At 43.8% G+C, this 24,097-nt stretch carries 18 protein-coding genes; 17 read left to right on the forward strand and 1 reads right to left on the reverse strand.

The window, feature by feature from the left end; genetic code table 11:
- Position 1: 1 nt before the first annotated feature.
- The 3 genes from murF (at position 2) to ACEO2X_RS00625 (ending at position 3,405) form a co-directional block, all read left to right on the forward strand.
- Positions 2–1,411: a UDP-N-acetylmuramoyl-tripeptide--D-alanyl-D-alanine ligase gene (gene murF, locus ACEO2X_RS00615; protein WP_371970926.1), complete on the forward strand. Its 1,410-nt coding sequence runs from the start codon at positions 2–4 to the stop codon at positions 1,409–1,411.
- Positions 1,412–2,530, forward strand: coding sequence for a phospho-N-acetylmuramoyl-pentapeptide-transferase (gene mraY / locus ACEO2X_RS00620; protein WP_019836136.1), 1,119 nt, complete (start codon positions 1,412–1,414; stop codon positions 2,528–2,530).
- 71 nt (positions 2,531–2,601) lie between these two features.
- Complete coding sequence (locus tag ACEO2X_RS00625; RefSeq protein ID WP_371970927.1) at positions 2,602–3,405, forward strand: putative RNA methyltransferase; 804 nt, start codon at positions 2,602–2,604, stop codon at positions 3,403–3,405.
- A 69-nt stretch (positions 3,406–3,474) separates the two neighbouring features.
- Here ACEO2X_RS00625 and ponA read toward each other — a convergent pair whose 3' ends face one another.
- Positions 3,475–6,027 carry a penicillin-binding protein PBP1a gene (gene ponA, locus ACEO2X_RS00630; protein WP_371970928.1) on the reverse strand — a complete coding sequence of 851 codons (2,553 nt, stop codon included), beginning with the start codon at positions 6,025–6,027 and terminating at the stop codon, positions 3,475–3,477.
- Between the two features lie 274 nt (positions 6,028–6,301).
- Here ponA and ACEO2X_RS00635 point away from each other — a divergent pair, with 274 nt between their 5' ends.
- From ACEO2X_RS00635 to ACEO2X_RS00700, 14 genes are all read left to right on the forward strand, one after another.
- On the forward strand, positions 6,302–7,360 hold the full coding sequence (locus ACEO2X_RS00635) for a pilus assembly protein PilM (RefSeq protein ID WP_019836139.1): 1,059 nt from the start codon (positions 6,302–6,304) through the stop codon (positions 7,358–7,360).
- The gene (locus ACEO2X_RS00640; RefSeq protein WP_230245472.1) at positions 7,360–7,995 is read left to right on the forward strand and encodes a PilN domain-containing protein; all 636 of its coding nucleotides are present in this window, start codon (positions 7,360–7,362) and stop codon (positions 7,993–7,995) included. Before ACEO2X_RS00635 ends, ACEO2X_RS00640 begins: the two co-directional genes overlap by 1 nt.
- The gene (locus ACEO2X_RS00645; protein WP_371970929.1) at positions 7,992–8,762 is read left to right on the forward strand and encodes a type 4a pilus biogenesis protein PilO; all 771 of its coding nucleotides are present in this window, start codon (positions 7,992–7,994) and stop codon (positions 8,760–8,762) included. The genes ACEO2X_RS00640 and ACEO2X_RS00645 overlap by 4 nt, the downstream gene beginning before the upstream one ends.
- Positions 8,759–9,283: a pilus assembly protein PilP gene (locus ACEO2X_RS00650; RefSeq protein ID WP_104852650.1), complete on the forward strand. Its 525-nt coding sequence runs from the start codon at positions 8,759–8,761 to the stop codon at positions 9,281–9,283. The genes ACEO2X_RS00645 and ACEO2X_RS00650 overlap by 4 nt, the downstream gene beginning before the upstream one ends.
- Positions 9,284–9,343: 60 nt before the next feature.
- Entirely contained in the window at positions 9,344–11,479 is a 2,136-nt protein-coding gene (locus ACEO2X_RS00655) for a type IV pilus secretin PilQ (RefSeq protein WP_371970952.1), read from the forward strand.
- A 37-nt stretch (positions 11,480–11,516) separates the two neighbouring features.
- Complete coding sequence (gene aroK, locus ACEO2X_RS00660) at positions 11,517–12,059, forward strand: shikimate kinase AroK (RefSeq protein WP_371970930.1); 543 nt, start codon at positions 11,517–11,519, stop codon at positions 12,057–12,059.
- Positions 12,060–12,077: 18 nt separating this feature from the next.
- The gene (gene aroB, locus ACEO2X_RS00665) at positions 12,078–13,157 is read left to right on the forward strand and encodes a 3-dehydroquinate synthase (protein WP_371970931.1); all 1,080 of its coding nucleotides are present in this window, start codon (positions 12,078–12,080) and stop codon (positions 13,155–13,157) included.
- A gap of 10 nt (positions 13,158–13,167) precedes the next feature.
- Positions 13,168–14,013 carry a hypothetical protein gene (locus ACEO2X_RS00670; protein WP_371970932.1) on the forward strand — a complete coding sequence of 282 codons (846 nt, stop codon included), beginning with the start codon at positions 13,168–13,170 and terminating at the stop codon, positions 14,011–14,013.
- Positions 14,014–14,556: 543 nt separating this feature from the next.
- On the forward strand, positions 14,557–19,032 hold the full coding sequence (gltB, locus tag ACEO2X_RS00675; protein WP_371970933.1) for a glutamate synthase large subunit: 4,476 nt from the start codon (positions 14,557–14,559) through the stop codon (positions 19,030–19,032).
- Between the two features lie 91 nt (positions 19,033–19,123).
- On the forward strand, positions 19,124–20,545 hold the full coding sequence (locus ACEO2X_RS00680) for an FAD-dependent oxidoreductase (RefSeq protein ID WP_371970934.1): 1,422 nt from the start codon (positions 19,124–19,126) through the stop codon (positions 20,543–20,545).
- Between the two features lie 292 nt (positions 20,546–20,837).
- Positions 20,838–21,428 carry a LemA family protein gene (locus tag ACEO2X_RS00685; protein WP_019836149.1) on the forward strand — a complete coding sequence of 197 codons (591 nt, stop codon included), beginning with the start codon at positions 20,838–20,840 and terminating at the stop codon, positions 21,426–21,428.
- A gap of 19 nt (positions 21,429–21,447) precedes the next feature.
- Entirely contained in the window at positions 21,448–22,551 is a 1,104-nt protein-coding gene (locus tag ACEO2X_RS00690) for a YgcG family protein (RefSeq protein ID WP_371970935.1), read from the forward strand.
- Positions 22,545–23,105, forward strand: a complete 561-nt coding sequence (locus tag ACEO2X_RS00695; protein WP_371970936.1) for a TPM domain-containing protein — start codon at positions 22,545–22,547, stop codon at positions 23,103–23,105. Before ACEO2X_RS00690 ends, ACEO2X_RS00695 begins: the two co-directional genes overlap by 7 nt.
- Positions 23,106–23,560: 455 nt before the next feature.
- On the forward strand, positions 23,561–24,073 hold the full coding sequence (locus tag ACEO2X_RS00700) for a pilin (protein WP_371970937.1): 513 nt from the start codon (positions 23,561–23,563) through the stop codon (positions 24,071–24,073).
- Positions 24,074–24,097 lie beyond the last annotated feature (24 nt).

Here is a 24,097-nt window from a genome sequence, read left to right on the forward strand (position 1 = left end):
TATGCACACTTCCACCACCAGTACCGCAATTTTAGAACCTTGGACTGCCGAACAACTCAAACAGGCAACACAGGGTTATTGGTTCAATGGGCAAGCACCGCAAGGCGAGATTAAACGTATTTTAACCGATTCACGCCATGCTGAAGCAGGCGATGCCTTTTTGGCTTTAAAAGGTGAGCGTTTTGATGCGCATGATTTTGTGGCACAAGTAGCGACTCAGGGCTGTTCTATGGCAATTGTCAGCCAGCCTGTAGACGCAGATATTTGCCAATTGGTCGTGCCTGATACCCATTTGGCTTTAGGACACTTGGGCGCATTTCGTCGTCAGCAACATCCTCAATTAAAAGTGATTGCGTTAACAGGCAGTAGCGGTAAAACCACCACTAAAGAAATGCTCGGTAGTATTTTGTCACGTTTGGCACCGACTTTAATTACCCGTGGCAACCTGAATAATGACTTGGGTGTGCCGATGATGTTATTGGAGTTGAATGCTAGCCATCAATATGCAGTGATGGAATTGGGCGCCAGTCATCAAGGTGAAATCGATTACACCTCAAACTTGGTGCAGCCGCAGGTGGCAGGCATTATCAATATTGGTACTGCGCATTTGGGTGAGTTTGGTGGGCGTGATGGTATTTGTCGGGCCAAGTCTGAAATTTATGCACATATTGCCTCGCAAGGTACAGCGATTGTCCCTGCTGCCGATGATTTTGCCGAACAGATTCAGCAAGCGGTTCAGTCAGAACAGTGTCTAAGTTTTGGTGAAGGCGGTGATGTGTTTGCGACAGACATTCAGCTTCAGCCACAATCAGCAAGTTTTTGTTTAAATACCACGCAAGGGGTGCGTCAAATTCACTTGCCATTTGCAGGTGAACACAATGTACAAAATGCCACGGCTGCTGCCGCTTTTGCACTGGCAATTGGTGTAAGTTTAGATGATATTGTCGCAGGCTTGGAGCAGGCACAAGGGACAAAAGGTCGTTTGAACTTTATTCAGCAAGGCACGCATTTATTTATTGATGACACCTATAATGCCAATCCAACCTCTATGCGTGCTGCAGGCGAAGTCCTTGCACAGCAAACAGGTGTGCGGGTTATGGTGATCGGTGATATTGGCGAACTGGGCAATAGCGCAGCACAACAGCACTATATGTTGGGGCGTGATTTGGTGTCTATTCGTGGCATCAACTTTGTGGTGGCAGTTGGTGAATTTGCACCAGCGACCCAAGAAGGTGCACGTAGTACCCAATATGGAAAAAAATTACAGGCTTTTGTCACTCAAGAACAAGCCTTGCCGTTTTTAATTGATCTGGTAAAAACACATCAACCTCAGTCCATGAGTTTCCTATTTAAAGGTTCTCGTTATACCCATATGGAAACGTTGATGGCTGCATTGATGGAGAAAATTTAAATGCTGTTATGGTTATTTGAACAGCTGGCGGGCTATAACAGCTCGTTTCAGGTGGTTCGTTATTTAACATTACGTTCATTACTGAGTGTATTGACTGCGCTTGGCATCGGTTTGGTGCTAGGCCCTGTGATGATTCGTAAATTACAAGCATTAAAATACGGTCAGGCAGTCAGCTCTTATGCACCTGAAGGGCATGCCAAAAAAATGGGTACGCCAACCATGGGCGGGGTATTAATCCTGCTTTCCATTGGTATTTCGACCCTATTGTGGGCAGATTTATCTAACCCTTACGTCTGGATTGTACTGGCAGTTATGGTCATTTTTGGCGCTGTAGGCTGGGCAGATGACTGGATTAAAATTCGCTACAAAGACAATGCGGGTTTGCCAGCGCGTAAAAAATTCTTCTGGACTTCGGTAGCATCATTGGGTGCGGGTATTGCATTGTATGTGATTGCAACCCAACAGCCAAATCCTGCACAAACTGCAGATATGCTGGATGTGTTGATTCCATTTTTTAAAGATTTCAGCATTCCATTGTCGTTGATTCCACTCGGTATTGGCTTCATTATCTTTACCTATTTGGTGATTAATGGTGCCTCAAATGCGGTGAACCTAACTGATGGTTTAGATGGCTTGGCAATTATGCCAATCGTGTTGGTTGCGGCAGGTTTGGGCGTCTTTGCCTACTTGGCGGGGGATGTTCGTTTTGCTGATTATTTGCATATCCCTTATGTGAAATATGCGTCTGAGTTGGTGGTAATCTGTGCCGCGATGATTGGAGCAGGCTTAGCCTTCCTGTGGTATAACGCGCATCCTGCACAAGTCTTTATGGGCGATGTCGGCGCATTGTCTTTGGGGGCAATGCTGGGTACGATTGCCGTGATGGTACGTCAGGAAATCGTGTTTGCGATTATGGGTGGGGTGTTTGTAGTTGAAGCAATTTCGGTATTTCTGCAAATTGGTTCACTACGTATGCGCAATAAACGGGTATTCTTAATGGCGCCGTTGCATCACCACTATGAAAAGAAAGGCTGGCGTGAAACTCAAGTGGTGATTCGTTTCTGGATTATCACAATTATGCTGGTGGTTTTAGGTTTAATGACTTTAAAATTACGTTAAGCCTATCCAACCGAAAATTTTAAAAGTCGGCACTCGCCGACTTTTTTATGTGGTTCACTCTGGAGAAAATGATGAATTTGCTGATGTGTCCTGTGTGTCGTCAGGTATTGCAACTGCATGATCGAACGTGGCGTTGTGCCAGCAATCACAGCTATGATGTTGCGAAACAAGGCTACGTCAATTTGCATGTGGTGCAGCATAAGCACAGTAAAAATCCGGGGGATACACCTGCTTCGGTGCAGGCACGTCGTGCATTTTTAAGTGCAGGGCATTATGCGCCCTTGCAACAGGCAGTGGTGCAAAAAATTCGCACCTTACGCATCGAAAATTTGTTGGATATTGGCTGTGGTGAAGGCTATTACACCGCTGCCATGCAAGGCGAAGTGTTGCAGTGTGTCGGGGTGGATATTGCCAAGAATGCCGTACAAGTGGCGGCGAAACTGAATCCCGCAGTGACTTGGGTGGTGGGGACAGGGGCAACTTTGCCTGTTTTAGAACATTGTATTGATTTATGTGCCAGCTTGTTTAGCCCAATTCCACAACAGGAAATTTTGCGGGTTTTAAAACCACAAGGCTATTTGTTGGTAGTAACGCCTGCGCCTGAGCATTTATTGGCGATGCGTCAAGCTTTGTTTGAAGAAGTGAAGCCGCATGAGCCTGAAAAATTTATTGCGCAATTGCAAGACGCCTTTGATTTGGTAGAGGCTAGCGTGGTGGAAACACCATTACAACTCAATCAAAATGATTTAAATCATTTAATTGCTATGACACCTTATGCCTATAAAGCCAAAGCAGAGCGCCGTCAGGCGTTGGAACAGCAAACCCAGTTTGACGTGACAGCACAGCATCAAATTTATCTGTTTCAGAAAAAGTAAGTTTGAATAGCCCATAAAAAAGTCCTCATCTTTGCGTAAGAGGGCTTTTTTCTGACTGCTTGTCTGTTGTTACAAGACTTCGTCAATTAAGTTTTCTAACGCATCAGGAGCAGGTTTAGGTACTGCATTGGGTTTGGCAGGGCTGTTGTTTGGCGCTTGCATGGCAGGCGGTGCAGCGTTTTCAGGAATTAATACCTCCTCGCCTGGTAAATCGTCAAAATCACGCTCAGGCGCACGTGCTGGCGCAACAGGCGCAGGTCGATACAGTGGACGTGCCAATGGCGGTGAAGCACGATAATCCTGCTTCTGTTCTGCATTCAAATGATTAAGTTCACGTTGTGGCGCTTTGGCTTTGCTGTCTAAACTGACCCATGCTTCAGGTGTGCCTTTAAGTGCATTGCCCATAAAATCTGTCCAAATTGGCAGCGCTGCGACACCACCGTATTCACGACGTCCTAAAGTGGTAGGTTGGTCAAAGCCCACCCAAGCCACAGTCACCAGTTTGCCGTTGAAACCTGCGAACCATGCGTCTTTGGCATCGTTGGTGGTTCCTGTTTTACCGCCAATATCACCACGACCAATTCTCAGCGCAGCACGTCCAGTACCATGTTGAATTACGTCACGTAAAATATTGGACATATCATACGCCGAGCTAGATTTTAAAATACGTTGTGCCTGTTTGTACTGACTACGCTCTGCCAATAAGTTCGGATTTTGTTTAGCTTGTGCCAGTTTTTTATTACTGATTTCAATCACTTCATCATCTGGCGTGGTGGCTTCGGCACTTTCAGTCGTTTGTTCTTTGGAGTTAATACAAGCAATACACGCATATTCAGGATTGGCTTGATAAATCACCTTGCCATAAGCATCTTCAATACGGTTAATGAAGTGCGGTTGAATACGGTAACCACCGTTGGCAAAAGTGGCATAGCCCGTTGCCATTTGAATAGGCAAAACTTGTGGCGTACCCAATGCAATGGTGTAGTTACGCGGAATCTGATCTTCCTGCAAACCAAAATCCATGAATAGTTGGCGGGTACGCTCAATACCGACTTCTTGTAATAAGCGTACCGAAACCGTGTTACGAGATAAATATAACGCACGTCGTAACGGAATCATGCCTAAATGGCGACCATCGGAGTTACGTGGTGACCATTTACCAATGGTGATTGGACTGTCATTGACCATGGTGTGTGGTGTCATACCGCGCTCTAAAGCCAGTGCATACACAAAAGGTTTAATGGTAGAGCCTGGTTGGCGCCAACCTTGTAAAGTACGGTTGAATTTGGATTGATAGAAATTATATCCACCCACCAATGCTTCAATGGCGCCGTTATTCGGGTTAATTGCGACCAATTGACCTTGCACTTTTGGTACTTGTACTAATGACCAAGCGGTTTTATTTTCATTTGGGCGTAAACGGACAATATCTTTGACTTTTACAATCTGTGCCGCGCGACTTGGCGCATTGCCTACACTGTTAGCATTGCGATAGGGGCGCGCCCAAGACATACCTGACCACGGTACAGTAACCGTTGTGCCATCTTGCATTAACGCTTCAAAAGAATTATTCAGTACTTTGCTAACTTGCGCAGGGTAGGTATTGGCATAAGCACGAAACTCATGCAGAGGCTTGTCATGTGCCTCTGCACCACGCCATCCATGACGACGATCATAAGCCTCTAAGCCTTCTTGCACCGCTTGTTCAGCATACATCTGACGTTTGCTGTCTACCGTCGTGTAAACTTTATAGCCCGAATCAACCGCTTGTTCGCCAAATTTACTGACCAGTTCAGCACGTACCATTTCACCAATATAGGGGTGTTTATTGCTTATGCTACGGTCTGGCATATCTAAATTAATGGGTTCAGCAATGGCTTTTTGGTATTCATTTTGATTGATATAGCCCAGTTGCAGCATACGTCCCAAAATCCAGTTGCGACGCTCTAAAGCACGTTCAGGATTGACGACAGGGTTATAGCGTGACGGTGCTTTGGGTAAACCAGCAATCATTGCCATTTGTGCAATCGACAGTTCTTCTAAGCTTTTGTTGTAATAAATTTTGGCAGCGGCCGCGATACCATAAGCATTTTTACCCAAAAAGATTTTATTGACGTATAAGGTTAAAATTTCTTCTTTGCTCAGGTTTTGTTCAATTTTACGTGCTAAAAAGATTTCGGTCAGTTTGCGCTTTAAGGTGCGTTCAGGACTGAGATAATAGTTTTTTGCAACCTGCATGGTGATGGTCGAACCGCCCGTTTGCACATTGGAGCCTGTTACCGCCTCGCTCACCGCGCGTCCCAAACCTTTGAAGCTGATTCCACTGTGTTCAAAAAAAGCAGAATCTTCAGCTGCCAAGAACGCAAAAATGAATTTTTCAGGAATATGTTCGTAGTCGACAGGTACAGAAAGTTTGCCGCCATACTCGGCAATCAGCTCATTATCGGCACTGTACACCTGCAATGGCTTTAGTAATGGTGCTTTTTTTAAGGTGGTCATTTCTGGCAAAGATGGGGCAATATAGAGATACATGCCATAGAAACCCATCGGTATTGCGACCAAAATTATAATTATGATCAAAAAAAATGGATGAACACGACCCGAACAAGATAGCTTTTTCATAACAAGTGCGTTTTAATAAGCGCTAATAGCAAACTAATTGCTGGTCAGTATAGCGAGTAGATTTACGGATTGTTAGATGAATTATTAGGCCTCTTGCGAAAGTATGGTTTTATCTAATTTTTGAATTGGCTAAAACCTCATAAAATATAGCTTTTAGCAGCATAAAATTTGACTAACGCAAGAAGTCTATTGTATCCGTAAAAAATTATAGACCAGCGCGGATTAGTAGGTTAAATTTTTTTGGGGATAAAAAAATAATAGGAATGGTATTATCGTGCGTAGGTTATATCGTAAGCCAAGTAAGGGGTTAATAGGTGTAGATATTAGTTCTACTTCTGTTAAGTTATTAGAACTCTCTGTTAAGAATGGGAGATATTGGGTTGAAAGCTATGCGCTGGTCCCACTTCCAGAAGGCAGTGTGGTTGAAAAAAACATTCTCAATCCAGAAGCAGTCGGGGATGCGCTTGAACGTGCATTGAACTTAGCAAACACGCAATCTACATCGGCAGCATTTGCAATTCCAACCTCAATGGTGATTACCAAAATCATTGAAATGGATGCAGATATGACCAGCGATGAGCGTGAAGTTCAAATTCGTATGGACGCCGAGCAATATATTCCATTCCCATTAGATGAAGTCAGCCTAGACTTTGAAGTCCAACCAGACCGTTTAGCCAATCCAAACCGCGTCAATGTGTTACTCGTTGCGACACGTTTAGAAAACGTAGAAGCACGAGTAGAAGCATTAGAGTTGGGTGGTTTGAAAGCCAAAATTGCCGATGTCGAAAGTTTTACCATCGAAAATGCCTTTAAAGTGTTCTCCGATACCCTGCCAATGGGTGTGAACACTATTGGTATTTTGGACATTGGTCATAGCATGACTACCTTGTCGGTGCTGCAAAATAACAAAATTATTTATACCCGCGAACAAACCTTTGGTGGTAAGCAGCTGACACAAGAAATTCAAAACCGTTATGGTTTGTCTTATGAAGAAGCAGGTCGCGCGAAAAAAAGCCGTACTTTGCCAGATGACTACGATGTAGAAGTGCTCGAACCGTTCTTAGAGGCGGTGGTGCAACAAGCTGCACGCTCACTGCAGTTTTTCTTTTCATCTTCACAATTTAACGAAATTGATCACATTTTATTGGCAGGGGGGAATGCCAATATTCCAGGTCTTGCGAAGTTGTTGCAGCAAAAACTGGGCTACCGTGTGACCATTGCCAATCCATTCTTGCAAATGGGCTTCTCTCCACAAATCGACATTAAAAAAATTGAAAGTGATGCACCGTCATTGATGGTGGCATGTGGTTTAGCAATGAGGAGTTTTGATTAATGGCAAAGATTAACTTACTCCCTTGGCGCGATGAGCTAAGAGAAAAACGAAAAAAAGAATTTATTGTATTTTGTATTGCAGCGGCTGCTGTTGGGGTGTTATTGGTGACTTTAGCGTGGTTCTTCTATAACGCGAAGTTAGAAGATCAAGAACAAGCCAATCAATTGGTGATCAGCACCAACCAAAACCTAGATGTACAATTAAAATCTTTAGAAGGCTTGCAAGAACAGCGGAATGCTATTGTTGAGCGCATGAAGTTAATTCAGGGCTTGCAAAGTCAGCGTCCAATTGCTGTGCGTTTAGTGGATGAATTGGTGCGTGTGACACCAAGCAATATGTACTTAACCAAAGTGAGTCGGACAGGCAATAAATTTACTTTTGAAGGCAAGGCTGAAAGTCCAAATACAGTGGCTGAATTCTTGCGTAATTTGGAAGCATCGCCTTGGTATCGCAATGCATTTATGAATTCATTCTTAGCCAAAGAAGAAAATAAAGATAAAGCACCAAGCTCTGTGGTTCCTCGTCTAGAGGAAAGTTACGGTACTTTCGTAGTGACTTCAGATTTAGAAGATATTGCGATTCCTGTAACACCAACAGAACCTAATCCAACATCAGCAGCGGGGGCAGCACAATGAGTCTCGATGAATATGATGAAGTAAATCAGGATGCTGCTGTTGCTCCGAAAAAGAAAATGACCGTTGAAAAGTTTTTTCAACAGTTCAATACCCTAGATCCTAACAATTATGGTGCTTGGCCACTTTCGGTCAAAATTACCTGCTGGATTTTTATTATTTTCCTGATTCTAGCTTTAGGTTACTTTGTCGTAATCAAGCCAAAGTTAGATGCCATTGCAGCAGCACATACACAAGAACAAAACTTGTTAAATGAGTTCCGTGAAAAAGATTCTAAATTGCGTAATTTGCAGCAATACCAAGCGCAATTACAAGAAATGGAAGCGAACTTTAACCAACAACTTGAACAATTGCCAAAAGAAACTGAAATTCCAGGTTTAGTTGAAGATATTAACGTCACAGGCGTGAATTCAGGTTTGAAGTTTAAAAACATTCGTTTAGAGAATGAAATTAAACAAGAGTTCTTTATTGAACAGCCAATTTCAATTGAAGCGACAGGCGATTATCATGCCTTTGGTTCATTCGTAAGCGGTACAGCAGCATTGCCACGTATTGTGACCATGCACGACTTTGAAATTGTGGCGACTGAAAATAAAGACAAGAAAACCGATATTCCGCAAGTAACCTATAAAGCGCAAGCAAAAACTTATCGTTATGTAGGCAGTGCAGATGCGCAAACTACAATGGAAAGCAGTGCAACCGATACTGCTGCGAATAGCGAGAAGAGTAATAAAAGAGTAAATAATACTGCGAAAAGGGGTAAAAAATGAAAATTGAAAAGCTTTCGTTAGCCCTGTTGGCAACTGTATTAATGGTTGGTTGTGATTCACGGATTGATGCAGTCAATGCACAAATGGCTGAAATTCGTAATCAGCCACCACTACCCATTGAACCTGCACCTGTGTTTGAGCCTGCACCAACCTTTAACTATGCAGCACACCAGCTCAAAAGCCCATTTATGCCAAGTTCATTGGCGGCAGAGCTTAAAATTATGGCAGGGAAGCGCGTTTATCCGAACCTTGCTCGCCAGTTACAACCACTGGAAAATTACGCACTTGAGTCACTGACTATGAAAGGCAGTATGCGTCAAAATGGTCAAATTTTGGCATTGATTCAAACACCTGATGGTGAAATTGAGCGTATCCAGCGTGGTAGCTATATGGGGGTAAATCATGGTCGTGTGGTGAATATTACACCTACACAAATTGATTTAATCGAAATTATTCCAGATGGTCGTGAAGGTTATGTAGAACGTCCAAGAAGTTTAGTTTTAATTGGGCCTGCGCCATAAATTAAAGGAATAAAAATGAATAACAGTGTGAAAGATTTTATTTTTGGGGATGGTAATACAATGAACAATTTGTTCCGTCAGTTTTCAATGGGCGCAGTCGCAATGGCAGTGATGCAAGTTGCCAATGCCCAAGTCAGCATTACCAACATCGTACCCATGCAAATTCCGGGACAGGGCACCGAAATTCGTGTCATGTTTAATGGTTTGCCACCTCAACCTGCAGCATATCAGCTGGAACAACCTTCCCGCTTGATTTTAGATTTTGATAAAGCGCAACAAACGCTGAAGCAAAACAGCGTTGCAGTCGCGACCAAAGAAGCCAGCTCTGTAGAGGTAAGCTCAGATGCACAGCGTTCACGTTTAACTGTGAACTTGGCCGATGCGGGCGCATTTACCACGCGTGTTGAAGGCAACACCTTTATTTTAAAAATCAACTCAACAACGGCAACCCCTGTGGCTGCCGTGACTGCCCAACGTAGTGCGCAAGGTGTATCCAATATTGGTTTCCAGCGTGGCGGTGAAGGTGAAGGTCAGGTGGTGATTGATCTACTCGGTAGCAATACGCCTGTAGATGTGCAGCAGCAAGGCAGCAAAATTGTGGTGCGTACTTTAGGCAATAAAGTACCAACACATTTGGCACGCCGTTTAAATGTAAATGATTTTGCAACACCTGTGTCGACCATTGATGCACATAATGATGGCAGCAATGGCGTGATTACCATTCAAGCTGCAGGCAGCTATGAATATATGGCGTATCAAGCAGAAGACAAGCTAACCATCAGCTTAAAACGCCCTGTCGATAAAAACCCGTTTAAACCGCGTGCAGCGCAAAGCTATACAGGCAAAAAGATTTCACTGGATTTCCAAGACATCGAAGTGCGTCGTGTATTGCAGTTATTGGCTGATTTCACAGGCATTAACATGGTGGCAGCAGACACTGTGCAAGGCAACATTACCTTACGTTTAAAAGATGTACCTTGGGATCAAGCCTTAGACATTATTCTGAAAACCAAAAACTTAGATAAGCGTCGTAATGGCAACGTGATTTGGATTGCACCTGTTTCTGAATTGATTAAAGCCGAAGAAGAAGAAGCCAAAGCGATTGCGCAAAGTGTGAAACTGGCGCCACTACAAACTGAATATATTCAATTGAACTATGCCAAAGCGGCAGATATTGAAAAACTAATTACGCAAGGCAAGAATGCATCACGTGGTGGTTCAAATACCAATACAGGTACTGATCCATTAGGCGATAGCGTTGGTAGCTTGTTGAGTCCACGCGGTACAGTGTCGGTAGATCCACGGACCAATACCTTAATCATTAACGATACATCAGCAAAAATTGATCAGATTCGTCAAATGATTGATTTGCTAGATGTGTCTGTGAAGCAAGTGATGATTGAAGCACGTATTGTTCGTGCAACCACAGATTTCACCAAAGAAATGGGGGTGAAGTGGGGCATCTTGTCACAAGGGATTACCAACAATAATCACTTGTTGGTGGGTGGTAGTGACACGACCTTGTGGAACTTGCGTGAACCAGAAAAAGATGATGATATGGGTGGTTGGAAGTATGAAATTGAACGTCCGCAAAACCTGAATGTCGATTTAGGTGTGACCAGTCCAGGTGCCAGCCGTATTGCATTTGGTTTAATCAGCTTGTCTGACTTTATGCTCGATTTGGAGTTGTCGGCATTACAAGCAGATGGTTACGGTGAAGTGATTTCGACACCAAAAGTTCTGACTGCAGATAAGCAAAATGCCAAAGTGGCATCGGGTACGCAAATTCCGTATCAATCTTCTGAAGGTGGTGGTGTCAATGCCGTATCTACTACAGAATTCATTGATGCGACTTTAAGTTTGGATGTGACCCCAAGTATCACGCCTGACGGTAAAGTCCAAATGCAATTAAATATCACCAGTGACTCACCAGGTGCACCTACACCTACAGGTCAGCTCACCATTAACAAGAACGCGGTGAATACCAACGTTTTGGTAGATAATGGTGAAACTGTGGTCTTAGGTGGTATTTTTGAGCAACAAACGGCTAACTCACAAACCAAAGTTCCATTCTTGGGCGATATTCCTTATATCGGACGTTTATTCCGTAAAGATATCAAGTCGGACAACAAACGTGAGTTGCTGATTTTTGTTACACCACGAATTGTTAATGACAGTGTTTCAAGAAATCATTAATATATTTTCAATTTAAACAAAATTTATAGGTGACTCCTTGCTAAGCAAAGAGTTTGACACCCTACCAAATATCTATTTGGTAGGGCCGATGGGGGCAGGCAAGACCACTGTAGGACGCCATTTGGCGGAATTGTTAGGGCGTGAATTTCTAGATAGTGATCATGAAATTGAACGCAAAACTGGCGCTACGATCCCTTGGATCTTTGAAAAAGAAGGTGAACAAGGGTTTCGTAGTCGTGAAACAGCGGTTATTGATGAGTTAACCAAACGGCATAAACTTGTACTTGCTACAGGTGGCGGCGCGGTGACTCAAGCCCCGAATCGAGACTTCTTAAAACAACGTGGTATTGTTGTTTATCTATATACCCCTGTCGAAATTCAACTTCAGCGAACCTATCGCGATAAAAACCGTCCTTTACTTCAAGTCGAAAACCCCGAACAAAGATTACGTGATTTGCTTGCAGTGCGTGATCCGTTGTATCGTGAGGTGGCGCATTATATTATTGAAACCAATCAGGGTGCTGCGCGAGATTTGGCGCAAAAAATCTTAAATACGATTGTTTCAGAGCAAATATCTTAGGTAGAAAGCGACTTTTTCATGCAGACTTTACACGTTGAACTCGGCGATCGCCGTTACCCTATTTTTATTGGCAGTGATCTTCAGCCCCAAGAATTACTTGCACTTTATATTAAAGGTCAGCAAGTCATGATAGTGACCAATACCACGGTTGCAGCTTTGTATTTAAGTCACTATGTGACGGCTGTTGAAGCACTGGGCAAGAAAGTGGCAACCTGTATTTTGCCTGATGGAGAAAAATACAAAGATATTCAGCATCTCACTCTTATTTTTGATGCCTTGCTGGAAGCTGGTTTTAACCGCGACTGTACAGTGCTGGCTTTGGGTGGTGGCGTGATTGGCGATATGGCTGGCTTTGCTTCGGCAAGCTTTCAGCGCGGGGTGTACTTCATTCAAGTACCAACCACTTTATTGTCACAAGTCGATTCCAGTGTCGGTGGCAAAACAGGGATTAATCATCCGCTGGGTAAAAACATGATTGGTGCATTTCAGCAGCCCCAAGTGGTGCTGGCCGATATGTCGCAACTGAATACTTTACCTGAGCGCGAGTTGTCTGCAGGCTTAGCCGAAGTCATTAAATATGCGCTTTTGGGTGATGTCGAGTTTCTAGAATGGCTTGAAACGCACATGGAAGCATTAGTGGCGCGTGATCCTGCTGTACTGGCAGAAGCGGTATATCGTTCATGTGCACATAAAGCGCGTATTGTTGCCAATGATGAAAAAGAGCAAGGTGAACGCGCTTTATTGAATCTTGGGCATACTTTTGGGCACGCAATTGAATCTTATTTGGGTTATGGTGAATGGTTACACGGTGAAGCTGTTGCGACAGGGATGGTAATGGCAGCCGATTTATCACAGCGTATGGGCTGGATTTCTGCCGAAGATGTAGAGCGTACAAAAAATATCATTTCTCGCGCCAATTTACCGATAGTATGTCCGCAAATTCCACTGGATCAGTTTTTGGCTTATATGGCACACGATAAAAAAGTGCTGAATGGTCAATTACGTTTGGTGCTCATGAAGCAATTGGGTCAAGCCATCATCACCAAAGAGTTTGACTTAGAATTGATGAAACAGGCGATTTTAGCCAATCAAGCATAAAAGGCAGCATATGACAGCACTGCGTACACACTGGCAAAAAATTCAACAGTCAATTTGGTTGCTGGGCGCGGTGCTGTGTTTATTGGCGGCACTGATTTTTTGGGCGGTGACAGACCGTGAAGAACTGGTTGAAATTGAAAAACAACCAGAGTCTGAAATTGAATTACAAATTCAACCCGAGAAGGTTGCTGCAACCACCTATTTGGGTGGCTTGCAAGAAGAAGTCAGACCTTTGGAACTCACCACGCGTTTAACGGCTTCTGGTTTGCATGAGGCTGAGTTTCGCGGTACTAAATTTATTCAGGAACAAAAAAATAATAGCACGATTGAACTGTTTCGGGTCAATGATGAAAACATCATTAAAAGTTTTATTAAAAAGCAAACAGATCGGAGCAAGCTGTTTTATATCCGTTTAAGCGGTGAGGGGCAGGCTGAACAATATGTGATGTTATATGGCAGTTTTGGCAATAAACGCGACGCTGCACAGACTTTGACCGCATTGCCATTCAAATTTCCTGAAACGATTCAGCCTGTTGTGGTGCAATTTGCTGACTATCGTCCTTATGTCAATGATTTAGGTGCAGATGAAATGGGGCTGAGCACTAAGCTATATGCGGTAAATTTACGTCCTGCAGCTGTGCCTAAAATAGATGAAAGTGCTTTGGCACGTCCACCTGCAACCACAACGACTGCACCGACTACGCAGACTGTTGCACCGCAAAATAGTACCACTAGCGCTACAATTACCCGCCGTGATCAGGAGGGTAATGTCGTTGATGTACAAAAATCACAAAGTGGTACAGCACCTGCTCAGCCAGATGCACCTGAACCTGAAGTGCGCGATCCTTTTAACTAATCACAAACATTTCCAATATTCTTTTAGCTTCATTTAGGTCATTCAAACCATCGCTTGCCTTTATTTGTTCTATTCTTTTTGTCTATGATTCGCATTGAGCTATTCTGGCTAAATTGCACCAATTTGATCTAAAAATACTATTTTTCTCATACATAAATGCGTTCTAAAATGGCGCAGCATGGTGTATAAAAATAATGAAGTGCACAAAAACAGTGCGAATTTGACTTAAAAGTGCAATTTTATTTTACATTTATGCGGTGAATGCTGAAATTTGGTTATGGTTGAATAAAAAAATAAAGTTGGCATTGTTTTTGCTTTTATTGGTGCGTGAATTGAGTTGTTGTCCCTATTTTGGCGCAAAAAATTCAATGATTGTGCGAAACTGTCAAATTTGCCTGCTACATTCAAATGTAAAAGTTGCGTAAATGAGAGATAGGTCAATTACTCTAAGTTGATGTTTAGAGTTGTAAATTGAGTTAAATCGCAAAAACAGATTGTTTAATTGGCCCAATTGGGCAAGTAAAAGAAGGGTACGCTATGCACATGCCATCGCCTAATACTGTAGCTCCCGCTCAAGGTTTATACCAACCGGATGAGTTTAAAGATAACTGTGGTTTCGGTTTAATTGCCCATATGCAGGGTGATGCAAGCCATGATCTCGTCAAGACTGCCATTCATAGTTTAAGTTGCATGACCCACCGTGGTGGTATTGCTGCAGACGGTAAAACGGGCGATGGATGTGGTTTGCTGTTGGCAATGCCAAAGCAATTTTTCCGTGAAGAAGCAAAACGCTTAAGTGACATTACCCTGAGCGAAATTTTTGCAGTGGGTACAGTATTTCTGAACCTAGACCCTGCCTTAGCGGCGCATGCAAAAAATATCCTGACCAAAGAAATTGAAGCAGAAGGCTGTAAAGTATTGGCTTGGCGTGTGGTGCCAACCAATAATGAGGCATTGGGCGAAATCGCCATGCAGTCTTTGCCTGCTTTTGAGCAAATTATTGTCAATTGCCCATTGGGTGTGACTGAAGTTGAATTTAACCGCAAATTATTCTTGGCGCGTCGTCGTGCCGAGCAGCAATTGACTGCCGATCCATATTTTTATGTGACCACGTTATGCTCAACCGTGATCAGCTATAAAGGTTTGATGATGCCTGCAGCCATTGCAGATTTCTATACCGACCTTGCCGATGCGCGTTTGGCATCACATATTGTGGTGTTTCACCAGCGTTTCTCGACCAACACTTTGCCACGTTGGCCGTTGGCGCAGCCGTTCCGTTATTTAGCACACAATGGTGAAATCAATACCATTACCGCCAACCGTAATTGGGCAATGGCACGTACTCCTAAATTTGAAAATCCATTATTACCAGGTTTGACAGAGCTAAACCCAATTGTAAACCGTACAGGTTCAGACTCCTCAAGCTTAGACAATATGCTGGAAATTCTGGTGGGTGGCGGAATGGATTTATTCCGTGCCTTGCGTATGTTGGTTCCGCCTGCATGGCAGAACGTCGAAACCATTGATGCCGATTTACGCGCTTTCTATGAATTTAACTCTAAACATATGGAAGCGTGGGATGGCCCTGCAGGTTTAGTGATTCAGGATGGTCGTCATGCCATCTGTATGTTAGACCGTAATGGCTTACGTCCTGCACGTTGGGTGATCACTAAAAATGGCTACATCACTTTGGCCTCTGAAATTGGGGTGTGGGGTTATGAGCCTGAAGATGTAATTTCTAAAGGACGTGTTGGTCCTGGTCAAATTTTGGTGGTGGATACCTTTACTGGCAAAGTGCTCGATACGCAGGATGTAAATAACCATCTGAAAAGAATGCGTCCTTATCGTGAATGGTTGCGTGAAAATTCAATCCGTTTACAAGGTAGCCCAGAGCTTGAAGAATATTTGTGTGATCAGGGTTTAAAAGGTGATGCCTTAAAAGCTGCACAAAAAATGTTTATGGTGACCTTTGAAGAGCGTGATCAATTATTGCGTCCAATCGCAGAAAGTGGTCAGGAAGCCGTTGGTTCCATGGGTGATGATACGCCAATGGCAGTATTATCACGTCAGGTACGTCATGTGTCGGATTATTTCCGTCAGCAGTTTGCGCAGGTGACCAATCCACCGATTGACCCATTGCGTGAATCGATCGTGATGTCTTTGGAAACCTGTTTGGGTCGTGAACAAAACGTATTTGAGCAAGGCCCAGAACATGCCGACCGCTTGATTATTTCAAGTCCTGTGTTGACCAATTCCAAAATGCACCAAATTCGCACTTTGGGTCGTAAAGGCTATGAAATTGCCGACATCGACCTGAACTATGCCGAAAATGAAGGTTTGCAAGCTGCGATTCAACGGATTTGCGAAACTGCTGCACAAGCGGTGCGTGAGGGTAAAACTTTATTGGTACTCACCGATAAAAAAATCCGTGAAGGTTACTTGCCTGCCAATGCGGTCATGGCGACTGGTGCGGTGCATCACCACTTAATTCAAGTCGGTTTACGTACCGATGCCAACATTATTGTGGAAACTGGTTTTGCTCGTGATCCGCACCAATTTGCAGTATTGCTCGGTTTTGGTGCAACTGCGGTGTATCCTTATTTGGCTTATGATGTGATCAATGACTTGATTGCCAAAGGCGAGTTATTGGGCGACCCTGTCTATGCGCAAAGCAATTTCCGCAAAGGCATTGAAAAAGGCTTGCTTAAAGTCTTGTCCAAAATGGGGATTTCAACTGTAGCCTCTTATCGTGGTGGTCAGTTGTTTGAAGCAGTCGGCTTATCTGCCGAAGTGGTGAATACTTGCTTTATTGGTGTGCCAAGTCGTATTCAGGGGGCTACCTTTGCCGACCTTGAAAATGATCAGAAAAAACTGGCAGACACTGCATGGAAATCACGTAAACCAATTGATCAGGGTGGTTTGCTGAAATTTGTATTTGGCAAGGAATACCATGCCTTTAACCCAGATGTGATCAATGCCTTACACAAAGCGGTGCGTTCAGGCAATTATGCAGATTTTAAAGAATATGCAGAAATCGTGAATAATCGCCCAATCGCAACCATTCGTGATCTATTCAAGTTAAAAACAGACAATTCCATTGCCTTAGATCAAGTGGAATCGGTTGAACAAATTTTACCGCGATTCGACTCTGCGGGCATGTCTTTGGGTGCGTTGTCACCAGAAGCGCATGAAGCGATTGCGATTGCCATGAACACCATTGGTGGGCGTTCAAACTCAGGTGAGGGCGGTGAAGACCCTGCGCGTTATGGCACGATTCGTAACTCGAAAATCAAACAGATTGCTTCGGGACGTTTTGGGGTCACACCTGCTTACTTAACCTCTGCAGAAGTATTGCAGATTAAAGTGGCGCAGGGTGCAAAACCGGGTGAGGGCGGTCAGTTACCAGGCGGTAAAGTGAATGGCTTGATTGCACGTTTGCGTTACTCTGTACCGGGTGTGACTTTAATTTCTCCACCACCACACCACGATATTTATTCGATTGAAGACTTGTCGCAATTGATTTTTGATTTAAAACAAGTCAATCCACAAGCCATGGTATCGGTCAAGTTGGTATCTGAACCAGGGGTGGGGACCATTGCAGCAGGTGTAGCCAAAGCCTATGCCGACTTCATTACTATCTCGGGCTATGATGGCGGTACAGCAGCATCGCCACTGTCATCTATTCACCATGCAGGTTCGCCGTGGGAATTGGGTTTAAGTGAGGCGCATCAGGCATTACGTGTGAATGACTTGCGTGGCAAAGTTCGTGTGCAAACCGATGGTGGCTTAAAAACTGGTTTAGATGTGGTGAAAGCGGCAATTTTAGGTGCGGAAAGCTTCGGTTTTGGTTCAACGCCAATGATTGCCTTGGGTTGTAAATACTTGCGTATCTGTCACTTAAATAACTGTGCAACAGGGGTAGCAACGCAGCAAGATCATTTGCGTCAGGAACACTATATTGGTGAACCACAAATGCTGATCAACTTCTTCACATTTATTGCTGAAGAAACCCGTGAATGGTTAGCAGCATTGGGTGTGGCGAGCTTAAAAGACTTGATTGGTCGTACCGACTTACTGGAAATTTTACCAGGTGAAACTGAAAAACATGCACATCTTGATTTAAGTGCCTTGTTAGAATCACACCCTGCGGCAGAAGGCAAAGCGCAATACTGTCAGGTTGAAGGCAATGCACCATTTGACAAAGGTGTTTTGGCTGAAAAAATGATTGCAGAGATGTTGCCTGCAATTGAAGCAGGTACAGGTGGCGAGTATTACTTTAACGTGAGCAACTGTGACCGTTCTATTGGTGCACGTATTTCAGGTGAAATTGCGCGTCGTTATGGTAACTTGAGCATGGAACATCATCCTGTCAAAGTGAATCTTACAGGTACTGCAGGGCAATCTTTAGGTGTTTGGAATGCAGGTGGTTTGCATATCAAACTTGAAGGCGATGCCAATGACTATGTGGGTAAAGGCATGGCGGGGGGGCGTATTTCCATCTTCCCACCAAAAGGTTCGCCTTTCCAAACGCAGAATACTGCCATTATTGGTAATACCTGTCTCTATGGTGCAACCGGTGGTAAATTATTTGCTGCAGGTACGGCAGGTGAGCGTTTTGCGGTGCGCAACTCGGGCGCGTTTGCAGTCATTGAAGGAGCAGGCGACCATTGCTGTGAATACATGACAGGCGGAATTGTCACGGTATTGGGCAAAGTGGGACACAACTTTGGTGCGGGTATGACAGGTGGGTTTGCCTATGTACTGGATTTGGATAATGACTTTGTAGATCGTTACAACCACGAACTGATTGAGCTGAATCGTATTTCGACTGAAGCGATGGAAGAACATAAAGCATTCTTAGGACGTATTTTAGATGAACACATTGCCGAAACAGGCAGTGCGTGGGCATACAAAATCCGCCATGAGTTTGATTTCTATAGCCGTAAATTCTGGTTGGTAAAACCAAAAGCTGCCAACTTGCAGACTTTGTTGAAAACCACCCAAGCAGATCCACAATAATCCACGACTCAGCATTCGGCAGATGTGGATAACTTTAGACTTATACCCAGTGTAAATGTCGCGTTATCCACATCCACCTACGGAGAAAGACATGGCAGAACGCCTACATAATGACTTTCAATTTCTGGATGTAGCACGCCAAGATCCAGAGAAAAAAGATCTCGATGTCCGCAAAAATGAGTTTGTGGAAATTTATAAACCGTTTACTGCAGAAGTGGCGGCCAATCAGACCCATCGTTGTTTGGGCTGTGGTAACCCGTACTGTGAATGGAAATGCCCTGTGCATAACTACATTCCGAACTGGCTTAAACTAATTTCGGAAGGTCGTATTTTTCAGGCAGCAGAATTGTGTCATCAAACCAATACTTTGCCTGAAGTTTGTGGACGGGTTTGTCCACAAGATCGTTTGTGTGAAGGCGCATGTACCTTAAATGATGGTTTTGGTGCAGTCACCATTGGCAATGCCGAAAAGTACATCAACGATACAGCTTTTGCCTTGGGCTGGCGTCCAGACATGTCGCATGTGAAATGGACCGATAAAAAAGTGGCGATTATTGGTGCGGGCCCTGCAGGTTTAGGCTGTGCCGATATCTTGGTGCGTAATGGCGTCAAACCAGTAGTTTTTGACAAACGGCCTGAAATTGGTGGCTTGCTCACCTTTGGTATTCCAGAATTTAAAATGGAAAAAGACGTGATGAAACGCCGCCGAGAAATTTTTTCGGGCATGGGGGTTGAATTCCGTTTAAATACCGAAATTGGTACAGATATCACGATTGAACAATTGCTTGCCGATTACGATGCCGTGTTCATGGGCATGGGCACTTATACCTATATGAAAGGTGGATTTGCTGGTGAAGATTTAGATGGTGTTTATGATGCGCTGGACTTCTTGATTGCCAATGTCAACCGTTGCCAAGGCTGGGAAAAAGATCCTGCAGAATACATCAGTGTTGAAGGCAAAAAAGTGATTGTACTGGGTGGTGGTGATACTGCCATGGACTGTAACCGTACGTCGATCCGTCAAGGTGCTGAATCCGTTGTCTGTGCATATCGTCGTGATGAAGAAAATATGCCGGGTTCACGCCGTGAAGTGAAAAATGCGAAGGAAGAAGGCGTTGAATTTAAGTTCAATCGTCAACCGATCGAAATCGTCGGGGAAAATGGCAAAGTCACAGGCGTTAAAGTGGTGACAACACAGTTGGGTGAGCCTGACAGCCGTGGTCGTCGTAGTCCTGAGCCAATTCCAGGTTCTGAAGAAATTCTACCTGCTGATGCGGTACTACTTGCCTTCGGTTTCCGTACGAGTCCTGCAGATTGGTTCGCCTCTGCTAATGTTGGGGTAGACGGTTCAGGTCGTGTAGTGGCAGCAGAACAGCAAACATTTAAGTTCCAAACGTCTAACCCGAAAATTTTTGCAGGGGGCGATATGGTGCGTGGTTCTGATTTGGTCGTGACTGCAATTTGGGAAGGTCGTCAGGCGGCAGAAGGTATTTTAGATTATTTAGAGCTCTAAACGAGTTTGTTTTGCTTAGATCTTGAAAGGGCTGAGTTTTAAGGAATTCAGTCCTTTTTTCATTGGATATTTTATCCCGCTCATCTTCTTGTGGAATGTATTGCCATTTCTGATTCATATAAGGTTTAAGAGCTGAAACTTCAATATTAATTCAATCTGCTGTACAAGGTTATTGTTGGATGTAATCAGTTTGGTGATTCGCTCGATTAAATAAAATAAACAAACAGGTCAAAATTTCACGTTAGAATGAAATCATTTCAAACAAATACAAAGAAAATTTAGAGGTTAATGTATGAATTTCACAAAAAAAACCATGCTCGCGGTGGCTTTAACCAGTACTTTGACATTAAGCGGATGTGGCTATAACACCTTACAAGTGAAAGATGAAGCCGTGACTGCTTCTTGGTCAGAAGTCCAAAACCAATATCAACGCCGTGCCGATTTAGTGCCAAACTTGGTGAATGTGGTCAAAGGCTATGCCAAACACGAAGAACAAGTCTTGACTGAAGTCACTCAGGCACGTGCCAATGTCGCAGGCTTAAAAGTGGATAAGTCGGTATTAGAAGACCCTGCGTTATTCCAGAAATATCAGGAAGCACAGGCGCAAATGACCAGTGCCTTATCACGTTTAATTGCGGTGTCTGAAAATTATCCAGACTTAAAAGCCAATGAGCAATTCCGTGATTTACAAGTACAACTAGAAGGCACAGAAAACCGTATTGCCGTGGCGCGTAACCGTTACATCAGCACAGTGCAAGACTTTAACAGCTATGCACGCCAGTTCCCGCAAGTAATGACCGCCAAAGTGATTGGCATGGACACCAAACCAAACTTCAGTGCCGAGCAAAGCGCACAAACTGCACCGAAAGTTTCGTTTGAATAACGCCTAGGAGGATGTCTGGATGCTGCAATTGCACAGCAAGACCTGTATAAATCTAGGGCAGATGCTGCTGCTCATGGCAGTTATGTGTTTCAGCTGCTTGGCATATAGTGAAGTTGCTACAGCAACCGATGAAACCGCCGAAGCTGTGGTGCTGGGTAAAATTGTGCAGCAACAGCATCCTCAAAGTGCCAACCCTATCCCAGATCTTGCAAATTCAGGCCAGCCTACATCTACCACTCAGCAAGCACCTGCGGAAACACCAGTTCAGCAACCGCAAATTGCCAATGATATGGCAGAGGGTGAATCCATCCGTGCTTTGCCGACATTGAATCAGCCCGTGGTCGATCAAGCCAATTTGCTCACTGCTGCAGAAAAACAGCAAATCAGCCAGCGGATTTTAAATTTACATCAACACGCCAAAGCACAAATTGGGGTGGTGATTGTACCGACCACAGGGCAGGAAGATATTTTTGATTTTGCCATGCGGGTCGCAGAACAATGGCAGCTCGGTTCTGCCAAGCAAGATAATGGTGTGTTGATGGCAATTGCAGTCAATGACCGCCGTATTCAGATTTTAACGGGTTATGGTTTAGAGGGCGTGCTGCCTGATATTGTAGTGAGCCGTATTATTAACCAACGCATTACCCCCTATTTTAAACAAGCGCAATATGCTCAAGGCATTGACGCAGGCTTGGCAGAAATTGAACGGATTTTAAACCTAGACCCCGAAGTTGCTGCACAGGCTGCGCAAGAACTGAAACAGCGTCAGGAACAAGCGTTGCAAGAACAACAGGCACGTGAAAAAACCTTGAGCAGTGCTTTATTTATTTTAATTGCAGGGGTAATTGGCTCACTGATTGTTGGAAAACGCTTAAGTGCTTCAACCGCTGCCGTGGCAGGTACAGTGGCAGGTTTGGTCAATGGTGCAGGCTTAATCACCAGTTTAATGATTGGCGCGGGAATTTTCTTTTTACTCATCACTGCCATTGCACAGACCATTTTCCAAATTTTCTTGTCCTCTGCAGGGCGTGGAGGCGGACGGGGCGGTGGTGGTTTTGGCGGCGGTGGCTATAGCGGCGGCGGTGGTGGCTTTGGTGGGGGAGGAGCATCAGGATCATGGTAACCACAACAGATACAACAGAAATTATTACTCAACCAAAAATGGGCATTGTAGCCCGTCCGAGTGTAAAGCGCTGGCTGAAGCATTTCTTTTTTTTACCTGCCACCAAACGTTTTTTTAATGCGCAAGATCAGCATGCCATTGCAGAAGCGGTGACTGCCGCCGAGCATGGGCATGTGGGGGAAATTCAGGTGGTGATTGAAGGTTGTTTACCCTCGCGTTTGGCGTATGCGGTAGATACGCATACCCGTGCGCGCCAATTATTTGCAGAATTGGGTGTTTGGGATACTGAACTGAACAGCGGGGTTTTGCTGTACCTGAATTTGTGCGAGCGCAAAGTGGAAATTGTGATTGACCGTGGCATTAAAACCGCGACCACGCAACAGGTGTGGGATGAGGTCTGTGCGCATATTGTGCAGGGGTTGGCACAGCAGCAGTATCGGCAAGCAGTAATCACAGGCGTGCAAGAAATTGGTGAAATTTTGGATGCGTTTTATGACCGTCAGTTGCTAGATCAGCAAAATGAATTGAGCAATGCGCCGATTATTTTGGGGTGAGGGTTGTTGGTGTTTTTCTCTTTTTTAATTCCTCTGTTTTTTAAAGAAAGCCTAGGAGAGATTTTTCAACATGGGTAGTTTCACAATATATGGCTTACCTTTCCAAAGGAGGAAGTTCAGGCAACTATAAAAGATAAGCACCGCATAAAAGTTAAATTTGCTGAAATTTGAATCGAAAATTCAAATAAATTTGTGATGAATTTATTTCTAAAATTAAAAAATGCGATGTAATTCACAAAAAATGACAAAATTTGTTAAATTTGTAGTTTGGAATTGACAAAATTTGTCACTTTTTAACAAAAATACACAGTCAAATTAAAAGTTCTAAATTTTTTATGTGTAAGATGCTGTTTTTTTGTGAGAATTGTCTATAATAAAAGTTGGCACGTTTAGTGCTAAGTATAAAATAGCTTACAAAGCTTATAACTAAATTAACAACATTTGTGGAGAATGTTATGAATACAATGCAGAAGGGCTTCACGCTCATCGAGCTTATGATTGTTGTTGCTATTATCGGTATTTTGGCTGCTGTTGCACTACCTGCTTACCAAGACTATACTGTTAAAGCTAAAGTATCCGAGGTTATTCTCGCAGCTTCAGCATGTCGTACAAATGTATCTGAAGTTTATCAAAGTACTTCTACATTACCAGATGCTGGAGATTGGGGGTGTGAAGTAACGAATCCAACTAAATATGTTGCATCTGTAACTACTTCAAAGATAGGTTCAATTACTGTTACTTCAGCAGGTACAACCTCTGGTTTGCCTGAAGAAGCAGCAGGAAAAGAAATCGTAATGGTACCTTTATCTGCATCTGGTTCAAATGGAGATACTTTAGCAGTACCTGGTCAACCAGTTAAAGAGTGGAAATGTGGTCCAGGAGCTACACCTGCTTCAGCAATGCCTAAAAAGTATTTACCAGGTACCTGTCAAGCAACAATTACAAGTGACGAACAAACACCTTCTTAATTCTTAAAATAAAAAAAGACTGGT

It is taken from the genome of Acinetobacter sp. AL9 (assembly GCF_041464035.1).
Lineage (GTDB): Bacteria > Pseudomonadota > Gammaproteobacteria > Pseudomonadales > Moraxellaceae > Acinetobacter > Acinetobacter towneri.